The organism is Vulcanimicrobium alpinum (assembly GCF_027923555.1).
Taxonomy (GTDB): Bacteria; Vulcanimicrobiota; Vulcanimicrobiia; order Vulcanimicrobiales; family Vulcanimicrobiaceae; genus Vulcanimicrobium; species Vulcanimicrobium alpinum.
Genome location: NZ_AP025523.1, coordinates 3,033,966 through 3,048,265 on the forward strand (window position 1 = coordinate 3,033,966; position 14,300 = coordinate 3,048,265).

The window sequence follows — 14,300 nt, forward strand, 5'->3', positions numbered from 1 at the left end:
GTCAGAACGCAATCAGGAACGAACGCAGCGCAAACGCGCCGAGCTCGAAGTGCAGTGCTTCTTCGACGATGCGGGCCTCCCCGGCGTTCGGGAGCGGACGCTCCGCCGCGTCGATCGCCGTCGCCGTCCGCATCCGCCCGCCGCAACGCAACGCGACCGCGCGCGCCGCGCCGTCGAGCTCGCGCACGCGCACGACGACCGCCTCGCCGTCGCGCGACGGGTACGTCGCGACGACCACCACCGCGGGATCGTCGCACGTGAACAGCCGCACGCGGGCATCCTCGACGTATGCCAGCCAGGCGTGTTCGAGCGCGGAAATCGCCGCGCCGGCGGTGGGGACGAGCGCGTACGCGATCCGCTGTTCGCCGCGATCCGCGCCGGGATCGGGCCACCGCGGCGAGCGCAGCAGCGAGGTTCCCAGCCGCACGCCGCCGCCGTCCAAGCCGGTGCCGTTCCAGCCGTAGCAGTCGGGGCTGAACACGGCCAAGCCGTGCGCGCCGTCGCTCGCGTGCGCCCAGCGCTGCGCGGGCACCTCGAACTTCGCGCGCTCCGCATCGGTCTGCGGATATGCGTTGCGCACCAGCGTTCCGTGCGGCTGGCCGTAGCGCACGTCGCGCGCGGCGACCGCGACGCGATGCTCGGCGCGCAGCAGCACGCGATCGTCGTGCCACGCCGCGGCGATCTCCACCCGAAGCCAAGGCTCGTCCTCGTGCAGCGCAATCCGCATCGCGAGCTTCGACTTCGGCAGCGCGAAGCGCGCCTCGATCCCGCTCTCGTCGGCCGATCCGCCGTCGGGCTTCACCGGCACCTGCTTGCGCCAATAACCGTCGTCGACGTTCCAGGCGTCGTAGCGCTTCGGCTTGTCTTCGTACGCCGCCAGGCCGTTGGCGAGCGCGACGACGTTGACGCCGTCGGCGCCGGCGAGCTCGACCACGGTCCCGTCGTCGCGCAGGCGCGCCTGCACGTATTCGTTGCGCAGGAGCCACGTCTCGCCATCGCGCTGCGGCCTCACGGCGGCCGCTGCGGCGGCACGCACATCGCTGCGCGGAAGCAGCGAAGCAGCCGACTCGCGCACGCGCGCGACGATCGCCGCGGCACGCGCGTGCTCCTCGGCGACGTCGGCGTAGACGGGCGGGATCGCGGTCCCGGTGATCACATCGTGGAACTGCGCGCGGAGCACGATCTCCCACGCGGCACGCAGATCGTCGGCGAGCGCCCGCCGAACGGTGCGCGGCGCGCGGACGGCAACGCACCAGGCGGCAAGCTCCTCGGCGTGCGCAAGCTCTCGCTCGAGCGCGGCGTTGCGCTCTTTCACGTCGTGATGCGTCGTGTACGTGCCGCGGTGCGTTTCGAGATAGAGCTCGCCGCGCACCTCGGGGAGCGCGCGCGCGTCGAGCGCCGCAAACCACGTGTCGGCGTGCGTCCACGGGCGCGACGCGCGCGCGACCGACGCGAGCTGTTCGTCGGTGGCGCCCCCGCCGCCGTCGCCGTAACCGTGGATCAGCGGCTCGTTGCGCGCGCGCGCCTGCGTCTCGCGCTCCGCGGTGATGTCGCCGCCGTACGACAGCGCCATCGCGGCGAGCAGCGTGCTGCCGTCGTCGCCGGTCCAGCGAAACTGCGGGTGCGGCCAGCGCGTCGCTTCGTTCCACGCGAGTTTGGTCGAGAAAAAGTACGGGATCCCGGCGTGGACCGCGAGGGTCGGGAACGTCGACGGAAAGCCAAAGGTGTCGGGAAGCCACGCGACGCTCGGATCGCGGCCGAGGTGCTCGCGCGTCCAGGCGATCCCAAGCGCGAACTGGCGCAGGATCGATTCGCCGCTCGGCGCGTGCAGATCCGATTCGACCCACATCGACGCGACGCTCGCGTCCCAGCCGCGCGCGCTCGCCGCGCGTTCGCGCACGCGCTCGAACAGGGCGGGGTCGCCGGCCCGAACCCACGCGTAGAGCTGGGGCATCGATTGGGCGAAGACGTAGCGGTCGTCGAGCTCCATCTCGCGCAGGGCGGTGGCGAACGTGCGCAGCGCCTTGCGTTTCGTCTCGTCGTAGGTCCACAGCCACGCCACGTCGAGATGGGCGTGGCCGATCAGCGGGACGTCGACCGCTGCTCCGTCCGAGGCGCCGTTGCGCTGCTCGACCTCGAGGTGGTCGTCCGGCGTCTGCTCGGCGCGCGCGAGCATCCAGCGCCATCGCACGCCGTCGCCGGCCGGGAGCGCCGAGATCGGAAGCGAGCGGCGTTCGACGCGCAACGAGAGCTCGCGTTCGCCCTCGAGCGGCGGGAGATCGATCGCTTCATGCTTTCCGTCGAACGCGCCGCGAACGGCGCCGTCGACGCGCAGCAGCGCGCCGGTGCGGGTGCGGTAGCACAGGCGCAGCGGTCCCTCCGGAAGCGTTGCGCGCGCGGCAAGGGTGACGGTCGCATCGTCGCCGTCGCGGCGCTCGAGCCGCACGCGCACTACTGCAACGTCGCGGTCAAGAGATCGTTGTCGTTCTTGCAGTTCTCGCGCGCCGCGTCGTGCTGATCGGCGAGGACGTAGTGGAACGTCACGGTGATCGGCATGCGCTTCTTCACGTGCGGCAGCTGCATGCGGAACGCCGCCGGATACGTGACGGCGGCACCGAGCGCGGGGATCGGCTGCGTCCCGATCACCTTGCCGTCCTTCACCAGATCGAGGCGCTGGGCGATCGCGGCGCCTTGACCGTCGTGTCCGTCGTTCTTCACGTCGACCGTGACGATGTAGTTGTCGAACGCCTTGTCGGTCGAGCGCACGACTTTCAAGCGCGGGTCGTCGACCATCAGGTCGGACGGACACGCAGACGGGCCGGAAGCGGCCAGGACGGCGGCGGCGAGCAGCAGCAGCATCACGCGCTCTCGTACGCGCGCAGATGCGCCAGCACCCGCTCCGCGACCGCCGCCGGCCGTTCGCGGTGCAGAAAGTGACCGGCGCGTTCGACGACCTCGACGCGGTAGGGGCCGGTGAACAGCGATTCCTTGCCGTCCGCGCTCGACGGCAGCGTCGCAGCGTCGTCGCGTCCCATCAGCGCGAGGGTGGGGATGGAGATCGGCGGGACCGCGGCGAGCGCAGCGCGTGCGCGTTCGTACGCAGGGGCGCCGGCGACGAATCCCCAGCGCTGGCGGTACGACGAGAGCGCGACCGCGACGAAGTCGGGATTGTCGAACGATGCCGCCGTGCGCGCGTATTCGGCATCGTCGACGTGCCACTCCGGCGACCAGTAGCCCCAGAGCGCGCGGCAGAATGCGCCGCGGTTGCGTTCGAGTTCGGCGGCGCCGCGCGGCGTCGCGAAGTACCATTGATACCAGTACGCGCGCGTCTGGGCGATCTCCATCGCCTGCGCCGCGTGGTTGGTCCCGTACGCGACGGCGAGCGCGCAGAGGGAACGCAGGCGCTGCGGCGCGAGCACCGCGGCGCCGTAGCCGGCCCGTGCGCCCCAATCGTGGCCGACGACGTGCAAGCGGTCCAGGCCGAGCGCGTCGGCGAACGCGACGACGTCGCTCGCCAGCGCCGCGAGTTCGCCCGTCTTCTCGACGCCGTCGACGAAGCGCGTCGGACCGAAGCCGCGCACGAACGGCGCCAGCGTCCGGTACCCTTCCGCCGCGAGCACCGGCGCAAGCGAATCCCAGGTGTGCGCATCATCGGGGAAACCGTGATAGAGCAGGACGGGGACGCCGGGGGCGGGGCCGCGCTCGAAATAGGCGACCTGCAGATCGCGCGTCTCGACCGTGCGCAGGACGGCGTCGCTCACGTCTCGCCCTCGAAGTAGTCGAGTTCCGGTTCGGACCGCACGAGCGTCCCCGTCGACTCGACCAGCACTTTGCGCGAGTCGGGATAGTAGCAGACGTCGCCGCGATCGGTGTTCGCGATCATCAGCACGAGCGCGTCCTCGTCGGCCTCGTTCCACAGGCGGTGGGCGCCGTGCGCGCCGGTCGGAAACGCGACGATGTCGTGCGGACGCAGCGCGAACGTGCCGTGCGGCGTGCGCAGGGTCGGCGTTCCGCGCAGCACGACGAAGAGTTCCTCTTCCCGCGTGTGCCAATGCATCGGCGCGTAGTGATCGCCGCGGCGCAGCACGCCGAGCGCGTAGCCGAGCTTCTTCGCACCGAGGAGCCGCCCGACTTCGGCGACTGCCGCGGTGTACGGCGCGAAGTCGGAGGACGTGCGGCGCGGATCGAGTTCGTCGGCGTTGATGCGCGCCGCCAGCAGGCCGTCGCGCGCGTCGATCATCGCGCCGATCGCGGCGTGCGCGTTGCCGAAGACGCAGGCGCCGTCGCCGACGAGCAGATGGTCGATCCACAGCGCGCGCAGCGCCCGCGCGCTCAGCATCGCGCGCACCGGATCGGCGAGCTTCGCATCGGGCATCAAGGTCAGCGCGCCGGCCGGAGTGCCCCATAGCGCGTCGCCGACGAGCGCGGCGGCGCGCGAGCGATCGTAGAGTGCGATCTCGCCGGCGGTCTTGAAGCCGTCGAGGCCGATCACCGTCCAGCCGTGGACGACGTCGCCGGGTACCACGGTGCGCTGCACCGGCGCCGCGAGCAGCGGCGCATCGAGCGCGCTTGCGATCGTCACCGCACCGGTCGCGGCTGCCACGGCGGCGCTCGCACGCTCGTGATCGCGGTTGGTGATGAGCACAGCGGCGATGCCGCGCTCGCGCAGCGACGCCAGGGTCTCCTCGTCGGGCTCGACCGGATCGACGACCAGATTCCCGTCGTCCGTTTCGATGAAGAAGCCGTTGAAGTCGAGGTTCCGGTCGGGCTGCCAGCGCGACCACGACCAGACCCCGCGCACCACCGTTTGCCGCATCCCGGGGTCTCCGCCGCCGGACACCGCCGATCCTCATCACATCGGTGTGTTGACCATATTGTTCGTCATGCATACTATATGCTATGCTGCGTATATGCGAACTCAGGAGAGGGCCTCGACGGCCCTGGCGGCGCTGATACCGCGGCTCGCCCGCTTTGCCGCCAACCGGCTCGAACAAGGCGAGGGGGCGCTGAGCGTCGCGCAATTCTACGTCCTGCAGCGGATCGCCGAAGGCGTCGTCCGCGGCTCCGACCTGGCGAAGCGTTCCGGCGTCAGCCCCGCGACGATGAGCGGGATCGTCGACCGGCTTGTCGTCGCCGAACTCGTGCGCCGCGAGCCGCACCCCGAGGATCGGCGAGCGCTGGTCCTTTCGCTGACCGACCGCGGCCGCGCGCTGCTGGCCTCGGGCGAACGCCGGCTCGACGACGGCGTCGCGTCCCTGCTCGAATCGCTTTCGCGCGAGCAGCGCGACGCGATCGCGCAAGGCTGCCGCGCAATCACCGTCGCGCTCGACGCGCGCGTCGCAACGGTCACGGCATGATGAAGTATTCGCCGACGGTCCTCGCGACCGCGCTCGCCACCACGATGGCGTTTCTCGGGATCGGCGTCATCGATCCGATCCTGCCGCTGATCTCGCACCAGATGGGCGCGAGCCGCGCGCAAGTCGAACTCCTCTTCACCGCGTACATCGCGATCATGGCCGTGGCGATGCTCGTCGCCGGCGTCGCCGCGACGCGCTGGGGCGGACGCAAGACGCTGCTCGTCGGCTTGGGCTGGGTTGCGCTGTGCGCGTTCGCGTGCGGCTTCGCGCAGAATGTCCCGGAGCTCGCGGTGTTGCGCGCATTCTGGGGATTCGGCAACGCGCTGTTCGTCTCGACCGCGCTCTCGATCATCGTCGGCGCGTCGACCGGGACGCACGAGGACGCGATCACGCTCTACGAAGCGTCGCTGGGTTTCGGAATCGCGGCCGGGCCGCTCGTCGGCGGCTTCCTCGGCGGCTTCGGCTGGCAGTTTCCGTTCTTCGGCACCGCCGCGTTCATGACGCTGGGCTGGATCGTCGCATTTCTGCGCGTGCGCGAACCGTCGCGCCGCGAACCGCCGCGCCGCGCGCAGGACGTATTCGCCGCGCTGCGCCACCCCGACGTACTGACAAACGCACTGGTCGGACTGTGCTACTCCTTCGGCTTCTTTACGATCCTCGCGTACGCGCCGCTCGCGCTCGGGATGAGCCCGCTCGCGCTCGGCTGGACATTCTTCGGCTGGGGCGCGCTGGTTGCGTTCTCATCCGTCGTGCTCGTGCGCGTGCTGCAGAAGCGGTTCGGGATCGCGCTGCTCCTCGGGGGCACGATCGTCACGCTCGCGCTGATCTTCATCGCGCTCGTCGCCGCACCGGGGAAAGCGACGGCGATCGCGCTCGTCGTTGCGACCGGCGTGCCGTGCGGAATCGCGAACACGCTGCTCACGACGCTGGCGATCGACGTCTCGCCGTACAGCCGCTCGATCTCCTCGGGCGCCTACAACTTCCTGCGCTGGAGCGGCGGCGCCGTGGCGCCGGTGCTTGCGGGCCGGCTCGGCGACACGATTGGCGTGCGCGCGCCGTTCGCTGTCGCCGCGGTCGTTGCGCTGATCGCGATCGCGATCGTCGTGGTGCGCGGCGGCGCGCTCAGCGCGGCCCTGCACCGCAACGTCGAGCGCACCTCCGCAGCGGCGATGGGTTAGGTCGCGGGCGTCTTCGACGCGGTGCACCGCTCGACGTCGATCGCCGTCTTTTTCGAGGCGCCGAACGCATCGCGAAACCGCGCGAAGATGCGGCCGTCCAGCGCGACGAGTCCGGCGAAGATGCACGCCATCCCGGCCGCCGTCCCCGGCGCGAGCCGCTCGCCCAGCACGAGCGTGCCGAGCAGCACCGCGCTGACCGGAACCAGGAAGGTCACCGAGGCGGCGTTGGTCGCGCCGGCGACGTCGATGAGGCGGAAGTAGAGCACGAACGCGAACGCGGTGCTGGGGATCGCCAGACCGATCCAGGCCCACCACGCCGCCGTGGGAAGCGCGAGGTGCGCGAGCGGATGTTCGAACAGCGCGAGCGGGAGCGCGATCAGCGCCGACGCCGCCAGCTGGCCGAACGAGACGACGAACGGATCGATCCCCTGCGCACGAAAGCGCCGCGCGTAGAGCGCGCCGAAGCCGTAGGTGACCGCGGCGCCGATGCAGGCCAGCTGCGCGATGCTGGTCAGGTTGACCCCGTGGATCACGTTCGGGCCGATCAGCAGCACCACGCCGGCGAGCGCGACGACGATCCCCGCAACCTTGTTCGGCGAGAGCTTCTCGTCGCGCGAGAGCAAGTGCGCGAGCAGCGCGGTGAAGACCGGCGTCGTCGCGTTGAAGATCGACGCGAGACCGCTGTCGATCTGTTTTTCGCCGACGATGATCAGGCTGAACGGCAGCACGTTGTTGACGGCGCCGAGGACGAGGAACTGCGCCCACATCGAGGGCGAGCGCGGGATCGCGCGGCGCATGACGAGCAGGACCGGGAGCAGCGCGAGCGCGGCGACGCCGACGCGTCCGAGCACGATCGTGAACGGCGGAACGTTCGCTTCGTCGAGGAGCTTGTAGAAGAGGAACGCACCGCCCCACGCGACCGAGAGGACCACGAGCATGATCCATTCGGGGAGGCCCATTTTCAGCGAAGTCTTGGTCTGCCCGCGGGACACGATATCAGGAAGGAGCCGCGGCCACACTCCGATGGTTGCGCGCGCACTCATCGTGCAGGCGATCGGTCACGAACATGTGGCCGGGTTCGTGCGTGATCGCGAACGGCACGCGGCTCGCGACGATCACGCTCTGCGGGGTGACGCCGCAGCCCCAGAACACCGGCACATCGCCGTCTTCGAGCACCGGCGCGTCGCCGTACTCGGGATGCATCAGATCGTCGATCCCCAGCTGCGCCGGATCGCCCCAGGCGACCGGCTCGCCGTGCGCGACGCGGAACGGGCGCGTCACCTCGCGGACGCGCTCGATCTCGTGCTCCTTGTACGGCCGCATGCTCACGACCATCATCCCGCGCAGGCGGCCGGCGGAAGCGAGCGGGACGCGGGTGCGATACATCGGGACGTTGCGGTCGAGCGCGTAATGCCGCGGCGCGAGCCCCGCCTCGCTCAGCGCGTGGTCGAACGTGAACGAGCAACCAATCAGAAACGCGACGAGCTCGTCGCTCCAGAGCGCACGCACGTCGCGCGGCTGTTCGGTCAGTTCGCCGTCGCGCCACACGCGATACCGCCCGAGATCCGTGCGCAGGTCGGCACACTCGGCGCTGCGCGGCGCGTGCGCACCCGGTGCGAGCGGCGCTTCCACCAGCGGACACGGCACCGGGTTGCGCGCGCACAGGTCGGCGAGCTCGCCGGCGTACGCACGCGGGACGACGACGAGGTTGGCCTGCACGTAGTCGGGCGCCAGACGTTCCGTCGGGCCGGCGAGCGTCCCGTCGCGGATCGCCGCGCGCACCTCGGCGGCCGTCATTCCGCGCACGCGATCCGGTCGGCCGCGTCGCGCGCGCGCGCCTCGGGGTCGCGCCGCTGCGGATCGCCGTAGCCGCCGCCGCCCGCGGTGCGCACGATGATCGCGTCGCCCGGCTGCATCGCGACGCTTGTCTTCGCCGGCAGATCGCGCGTGGAGCCGTCGCGGCCGACGAGGACGTGCGCGCCGGTCGCGCCGTCGCCGCCCCCTTGCGCTCCGTGCGGACGCACCGCGTGGCGTTCGGCGAGCAGCGACGCCGTCGCGCTGCCGTCGCGCAGCGCGAACGCGCGCACCAGCCCGGAGCCGCCGCGAAACTCGCCGTCGCCTGCGCTCGTCTCGGCGAACTCGTAGGCGGTGATCAGCATCGGCATCGTCCGTTCGATCGCTTCGATCGGCGTGTTGAGCGTGTTGGTCATGTGCACGTGGATTCCGTCGATCCCGTCGGCGTCCGGGCGCGCGCCCATTCCGCAGCCGTTCGTTTCGTAGAACGCCCACGAGCGACCGCCGCCGTCGAGGCCGCCGATCATCACGTTGTTCATCGAGCCGCCGCTCTGCGCGGGAACGCGTCCCGGCGCGAGCCGCGCGAGCGCGCCGAGCACCAGATCGGCGTTGCGCATCGACGTCTCGACGTTCCCCGCGCTCACCGGCGCGGGACGGCGCGGGTTGAGCAGCGTCCCCTCCGGGACGCGCACGGTGATCGGGCGGAACGAGCCGTCATTCATCGGGATGCGCGGATCGGTCACCGCGCGCAGCGCGTAGTACGCGCCCGAGAGCGTCACGCCGTAGACGGAGTTGAGCGGCATCGCGCGCTGCGGCGCGGTGCCGTCGTAGTCGAGCGCGATCGCGTCGCCCTGCTTCTCCAGCCGCACGCGCAGGACGATCGACGGTTCGCCGCGCTCGTCTTCCATCACGTCTTCGTGCACGACGACGCCGTCGGGGAGCGCGCGCAGCGCGGCGCGCGTGCGGCGTTCGCCGTCGTCGAGCGCCTTCTCGAGTGCGGCGTCGACGACGCCGATCCCGTAGCGATCGATCAATTCGAAAAAGCGGCGCTCGCCGACGACGTTGCCCGCGATCTGCGCGCGCAGGTCGCCGGCGCGCGCTTCGGGCGTGCGCGAGTTCGCCATCAGCAGATCGACGGTCTCGTCGGCGACGCGGTCGCCGCGCATCAGCAGCGTCGGCGTGATCACCGCACCCTCGGCGAACAGATCGCGTGCGTCGGGCGGCATCGAACCGGGAACGGCACCGCCGACATCGGTCTGATGCGCCTTGTTCGCCGCGTACCCGGCCAGCCGGCCGTCGTGATAGATCGCGCGGATCACGGTCACGTCGTTGAGATGCGTTCCCGATAGATACGGATCGTTGACGACGATCATCTCGCCCGGCGCGAGCGTGCGCCCGCGCTCCGCCATCCACGCCAGCGAGCGGCGCAGGCCCCACGGGAGTGAGCCCAGATGGACCGGGATGTGTTCGGCCTGCGCGACCAGGCGTGCGCGCGCGTCGAAGAGCGCGCAGGAATGGTCCAGACGTTCTTTGATGTTCGGCGAGTAGGCGGCGTCGCGCACGGCGATCCCCATCTCTTCGCTGGCGTAGATCAGCGCCGAGGCGACGAGCTCGGCGGTGATCGGGTCGACGGCGGCGGCGTTCACCCTTGACGGACGTCCTCTCTGGGGGCTACGGTGGCGACCATGCGGTTCGGAACGCGAACGTGCTGACGCGGCCGCCCGCCGCGATCGATGCGGCGACCTGGCGCGAGTATCTCGCGTTTTGCGCGATGCCGAGCGACGCGATCGTTCCGGCGGACATTCAGCGCAACGCGGCGTGGCTGGTCGACGCGTGCGCGCGGCGCGCGCTCGACGCGCGGCTGCTGGCGAACGGCGACGTGCCGATGGTATACGCGGCGTGGCCGCGCGTCCGGACCGAGCTGCCGACGATCCTCTTCTACGCCCATTTCGACGCGCAGCCCGTCGTCGCCGAAGCGTGGTCGCAGCCCGACCCCTGGACGCCGGTGCTCAAGGAACGGGCGCTGGACGGCACCTGGCGCACGATCCCTGCCGAACGGCTCTTCGACGCGCAGCCCGATCCGGAATGGCGCGTCTTCGGCCGCGCAGCCGCCGACGACAAGGGTCCGATCGTGATGCTGCTCGCCGCGCTCGACGCGCTGCGCAGCGCCGGCGCCGAGCCGTGCGTCAACGTCAAGATCCTGCTCGACAGCGAAGAAGAACAAGGCTCGCCGTCGATCGCCGGCGTGCTCGCGCGCGAACGCGCGCTGCTCGCCGCGGACGCGATGGTCGTCAACGACGGGCCGATGCACGCGTCGCGCCGTCCGACGCTCGTCTACGGCAACCGCGGCGTCGTGACCGCGACGCTGACGGTGTGGGGACCGGCGCGCGCGCTGCACAGCGGCCACTACGGGAACGCGGTCGCGAACCCCGCCGAACGGCTCGCCGCTCTGATCGCGTCGCTGAAGGACGAGGACGGCCGCGTGCGCATTCCCGGCTACTACGACGGCGTCGCGATCGACGGCGACGCGCGCGCGATGCTGGATGCCGTTCCCGACGACGAGGACGTGCTGACGCGCGAGCTCGGCGTCGCGTCGCTGCAGCGCGGCGTCGGCGCGACGCTGCAGGATGCGCTCCAGTACCCCTCGCTCAACGTGCGCGGTCTCGCAGCGGGCGCGACCGGAAGGCGCGCCGCGACGATCGTCCCCGACCGCGCGGTCGCCGAATTCGATCTGCGCACGATCCCCGAGATCGAACCGGAGCGCGCGCCGGCGCTGATCCGCGACTGGCTCGCCGCGCACGGATATCTCGTCCTCGACCGCCCGCCGACCGACGCCGAGCGCGCCGCGCACGAACGCATCGCGACGTGGACCGTGCGGCCCGGCGGCGTCGCCGCGCGCACCGCGCCGGGCGCCGCCGTCGGCCGCTGGGTGCGCGCCGCGCTGCGCGACGCGTTCGGCGGCGAACCAGTCGCGATCCGCACGATGGGCGGCACCGTCCCCACCGGCGAGATCGCGGCGCAGCTCGGCGTTCCGTTCACGATCCTGCCGCTCGCCAACGCGGACGACAATCAGCACACGCACGACGAGAACCTGCGGGTCGGCAACATGCTGGACGGGGTGCGCGCGTTGGTTACGCTGCTCACGACGCCGTACCCGGGCTACGGTCGCTGCGCTTCGACGAGCTCAGCGTGACGTCGCGGTTCGACGAGCTCGGCGTGACGTCGCGTTCAAGCACGACGTTGCCGTAGCCGTCGACGCGCGCGTTCCAGGCGGGCGCGACGTAGGTCGTCGCGTCGTATTGTTCGATGACCGCCGGGCCGGCGAAGGCGTCGCCGGGCCGCAGGTGCTCGCGTCCGTAGACCGGCGTCGGCACGAAGAGCGCGCCGTCGTACGCGTCGCGGTGCTCGCGCAGCGCGCGCGCTTCAGGCGCGCGTGACGCGGGCGTCATCGCCGCGTCGAGGCGCGGCTTCGGCGTGGTCCCGATCGCGACGACCCGCACCGTCACGACTTCGACGGGATCGCGCCGCGCGGCGAAACCGTACCGCTGTTCGTGGCGCAGGTGGAACAACTCGACCGCGTCCTCGAGCGAGCGCGGCGCGGTCACCGTGAGTTCCGTCGACTGTCCGACGTAGCGCAGATCGAGCTCGCGCACGAAACTCCGCTCCTCTTTGGCGACGCCCTGTTCGCCCAGTGCTTCGTCACCTTCGCGGGTCAGCGATTCGAAGAGCGTGCGCACGTGTTTCCACGCCGCGTCGTCGGCCAGCGCGACGAGCGATCGCACCGCGGTGGCGCGCACGTCGGCGGCGAGCAGGCCGTAGGCGGAGAACACGCCGGGGAGCGGCGGGACGATCACGCGCGCGACGCCGATCTCGCTCGCGACGGCGCACGCGTGCAGCGGGCCGCCGCCGCCGAACGCGAGCAGCGAGAAATCACGCGGGTCGTAGCCGCGCTCGACCGAGACGATGCGCAGCACCTTCGCCATCTCCGCGTCGACGAGCGCGACGATCCCCGCGGCCGTGCGCTCGATGTCGCCGTCGAGCGGCGCTGCCACGGAAGCGACGGCGTCGTACGAGCGCTGCGCATCGATCGGGAACGCGCCGTCGAGGAGTGCGCGCGGATTGGAGCGTCGCAGCACGACGTTCGCATCGGTGACCGTCGGCCGATCGCCGTTGCCGTAGCAGGCGGGGCCGGGATCGGCGCCGGCGCTCACCGGCCCGACGCGCAGCGTTCCCGCCGCGTCGACCCACGCGATCGTTCCGCCGCCCGCGCTCACCTCGGCGAGATCGACGAACGGGAACCGCACCGGGTAACCGCTGCCCTTCACCGACCGTCCGCTGTGCGTCGCGCCGGCCGCTTCGAACGACGCGCTGACCTCGGGGACGCCGCGGAAGATCGTCCCGGCCTTCGCCGTCGTCCCGCCCATGTCGAACGAGAGGACGTTGTCGAGCCCGAGCGCGCGGCCGAGATACGCGGCGCCGATCACGCCGCTGGCGGGACCGCTCTCGATCAGCGTCGCCGGGCGGCGCGAGGCGACGCCGAGCGCCGCCATCCCGCCGTCGGAGCGCATCACGAAGATCGGCGCGCGCACGCCGAGCGCGCGCACGCCGCGCGCGACGCGATCGAGGTAGGCGCGCACGATCGGCGCCAGCGCCGCGTTCACCACCGTCGTCGAGAAGCGCTCGTATTCGCGATACTGCGGATCGATCTCCGACGAGAGGGAGATGTCGGCGTCGGGGACGGCGTCGGCGATCGCGGCCGCGACCGCGCGCTCGTGCGCGCCGTCGACGTCGGCGTGCAGCAAACCGACGGCGACCGCGCGGATCCCGCGCTCCGCGATCGCCGCCGCCGCGCTCGCCACCGTCGCGTCGTCGAGCGGAACGATCACGCTCCCGTCGTGGGCGCGCCGTTCGCGCACCACCAGCCGGTCTTCGCGACGGGCGAGCGGTTTCGGCCGCGTGACGTGGAGATCGTAGATCGCGCTGCGGTTCTGCCGCCCGATCTCGAGCACGTCGCGGAAACCCTCGGTGGTGACGAACGCGACTCGCGGGAGTTCGAGGTGCAGCTGCCCCAGCAGCGCGTTCGTGGCGATCGTGCTCGCGTGCGCGACCAGCGCGATCTCGTCGCCGGAGACCCCGGCGAGCAGCGCGCGCAGCGCTTCGAGCAAGCCTTCTTCCGGCGCTCGCGGCGTCGACGAGACTTTGTGCCGCACGAGGCGGCCGTCGTCGGCCAGCGCGACGAGGTCGGTGAACGTTCCGCCGATGTCGATCCCGACGCGCCAGCTCACGCGACCGCGACCCCGAGGAAGGCTTCCTGCACCAGCGGATGTCCGATCAATTCGGCGGATGGGCCGTGCATCACGACGCGGCCGGTCTGCAGCACGTAAGCGGTGTGCGCCGCGCGCAGCGCCTCGCGCACGTTCTGCTCGACGAGGAGGACCCCCGTCCCGCTCGCGGCGACCGCCGCGATCCCGGCGTAGATTTGCGGGATGAGCAGCGGCGCGATCCCGAGGGACGGCTCGTCGAGCATCAGCAGCCGCGGTCCGCTCATCGTCCCGCGCGCGATCGCGAGCATCTGCTGCTCGCCCCCCGAGAGCGTCGACGCGCGCTGATCGAGCCGCTCGCGCAGAATCGGAAACGCGGCAAACGCCGCTTCGAGGCGCGCCGCGCGATGCGCGGGGTCTCGGTCGACGTAGGCACCGAGCAGCAAATTGTCGCGCACCGTTGCGGAGGCGAAGACGCGGCGGCCCTCCGGAACGTGCGCGATCCCGCGCCGCACGATGCGGTGGGCGGGCTCGCGCGTGATCTCGGCGCCGTCGAAGCGGATCGAGCCCTGCTGGGCGCGCACCAGGCCGCTGATCGCGCGCAGCAGCGACGTTTTGCCGGCGCCGTTCGCGCCGATCAGCGCCACGACGCTCCCGGCGTCCGCCTGCAGCGAGACGTCCTGCAGGGCGCGCATCCCGTCGTAGGCCAC

General features: G+C 71.5%; 12 protein-coding genes. 3 read left to right on the forward strand and 9 right to left on the reverse strand.

Annotated elements, in window-relative coordinates; genetic code table 11:
* Position 1: 1 nt before the first annotated feature.
* Genes WPS_RS15535 through WPS_RS15550 form a run of 4 tightly spaced genes read right to left on the reverse strand, consistent with a single transcriptional unit; the run spans position 2 to position 4,816 of the window.
* Positions 2–2,452 (reverse strand): glycoside hydrolase family 38 N-terminal domain-containing protein, encoded by a 2,451-nt coding sequence (locus WPS_RS15535; protein WP_317995371.1) that lies wholly within the window; start codon positions 2,450–2,452, stop codon positions 2–4.
* Positions 2,452–2,859 (reverse strand): CARDB domain-containing protein, encoded by a 408-nt coding sequence (locus WPS_RS15540; protein ID WP_317995372.1) that lies wholly within the window; start codon positions 2,857–2,859, stop codon positions 2,452–2,454. Before WPS_RS15540 ends, WPS_RS15535 begins: the two co-directional genes overlap by 1 nt.
* Positions 2,859–3,761, reverse strand: coding sequence for an alpha/beta fold hydrolase (locus WPS_RS15545; protein WP_317995373.1), 903 nt, complete (start codon positions 3,759–3,761; stop codon positions 2,859–2,861). Before WPS_RS15545 ends, WPS_RS15540 begins: the two co-directional genes overlap by 1 nt.
* Positions 3,758–4,816 carry a cupin domain-containing protein gene (locus WPS_RS15550; RefSeq protein WP_317995374.1) on the reverse strand — a complete coding sequence of 353 codons (1,059 nt, stop codon included), beginning with the start codon at positions 4,814–4,816 and terminating at the stop codon, positions 3,758–3,760. Before WPS_RS15550 ends, WPS_RS15545 begins: the two co-directional genes overlap by 4 nt.
* A gap of 67 nt (positions 4,817–4,883) precedes the next feature.
* On the opposite strand from WPS_RS15550, the gene WPS_RS15555 reads away from it, so the two are divergent.
* Entirely contained in the window at positions 4,884–5,357 is a 474-nt protein-coding gene (locus tag WPS_RS15555) for a MarR family winged helix-turn-helix transcriptional regulator (RefSeq protein WP_317997568.1), read from the forward strand.
* Entirely contained in the window at positions 5,357–6,535 is a 1,179-nt protein-coding gene (locus tag WPS_RS15560; RefSeq protein WP_317995375.1) for an MFS transporter, read from the forward strand. The genes WPS_RS15555 and WPS_RS15560 overlap by 1 nt, the downstream gene beginning before the upstream one ends.
* On the opposite strand, the gene WPS_RS15565 is transcribed toward WPS_RS15560, so the two are convergent.
* From WPS_RS15565 to WPS_RS15575, 3 genes are read right to left on the reverse strand one after another with little or no spacing between them, the layout of a single operon-like run.
* Positions 6,532–7,527: a DMT family transporter gene (locus tag WPS_RS15565; protein WP_317995376.1), complete on the reverse strand. Its 996-nt coding sequence runs from the start codon at positions 7,525–7,527 to the stop codon at positions 6,532–6,534. The genes WPS_RS15560 and WPS_RS15565 overlap by 4 nt on opposite strands.
* Positions 7,528–7,531: 4 nt before the next feature.
* Positions 7,532–8,332: a putative hydro-lyase gene (locus WPS_RS15570; RefSeq protein WP_317997569.1), complete on the reverse strand. Its 801-nt coding sequence runs from the start codon at positions 8,330–8,332 to the stop codon at positions 7,532–7,534.
* Entirely contained in the window at positions 8,329–9,975 is a 1,647-nt protein-coding gene (locus WPS_RS15575; protein ID WP_317995377.1) for a hydantoinase B/oxoprolinase family protein, read from the reverse strand. The genes WPS_RS15570 and WPS_RS15575 overlap by 4 nt, the downstream gene beginning before the upstream one ends.
* Before the next feature lie 59 nt (positions 9,976–10,034).
* Between WPS_RS15575 and WPS_RS15580 the strand changes: the two genes are divergently transcribed.
* Positions 10,035–11,522, forward strand: a complete 1,488-nt coding sequence (locus WPS_RS15580) for a M20/M25/M40 family metallo-hydrolase (protein WP_317995378.1) — start codon at positions 10,035–10,037, stop codon at positions 11,520–11,522.
* Here WPS_RS15580 and WPS_RS15585 read toward each other — a convergent pair.
* Both WPS_RS15585 and WPS_RS15590 read right to left on the reverse strand, forming a co-directional pair.
* Positions 11,470–13,614 carry a hydantoinase/oxoprolinase family protein gene (locus WPS_RS15585; RefSeq protein ID WP_317995379.1) on the reverse strand — a complete coding sequence of 715 codons (2,145 nt, stop codon included), beginning with the start codon at positions 13,612–13,614 and terminating at the stop codon, positions 11,470–11,472. The two genes, WPS_RS15580 and WPS_RS15585, sit on opposite strands and share 53 nt — an antisense overlap.
* Positions 13,611–14,285, reverse strand: a complete 675-nt coding sequence (locus tag WPS_RS15590) for an ABC transporter ATP-binding protein (protein ID WP_405054967.1) — start codon at positions 14,283–14,285, stop codon at positions 13,611–13,613. The genes WPS_RS15585 and WPS_RS15590 overlap by 4 nt, the downstream gene beginning before the upstream one ends.
* Positions 14,286–14,300 lie beyond the last annotated feature (15 nt).

Excerpts from the sequence above, each read along its gene's own strand:
- WPS_RS15540 (WP_317995372.1), bottom strand. The coding sequence starts at position 2,859 with ATGCTGCTGCTGCTCGCCGCCGCCGTCCTGGCCGCTTCCGGCCCGTCT.
- WPS_RS15550 (WP_317995374.1), bottom strand. The coding sequence starts at position 4,816 with ATGCGGCAAACGGTGGTGCGCGGGGTCTGGTCGTGGTCGCGCTGGCAG.
- WPS_RS15555 (WP_317997568.1), top strand. The coding sequence starts at position 4,884 with ATGCATACTATATGCTATGCTGCGTATATGCGAACTCAGGAGAGGGCC.
- WPS_RS15560 (WP_317995375.1), top strand. The coding sequence starts at position 5,357 with ATGAAGTATTCGCCGACGGTCCTCGCGACCGCGCTCGCCACCACGATG.
- WPS_RS15570 (WP_317997569.1), bottom strand. The coding sequence starts at position 8,332 with ATGACGGCCGCCGAGGTGCGCGCGGCGATCCGCGACGGGACGCTCGCC.
- WPS_RS15590 (WP_405054967.1), bottom strand. The coding sequence starts at position 14,285 with ATGCGCGCCCTGCAGGACGTCTCGCTGCAGGCGGACGCCGGGAGCGTC.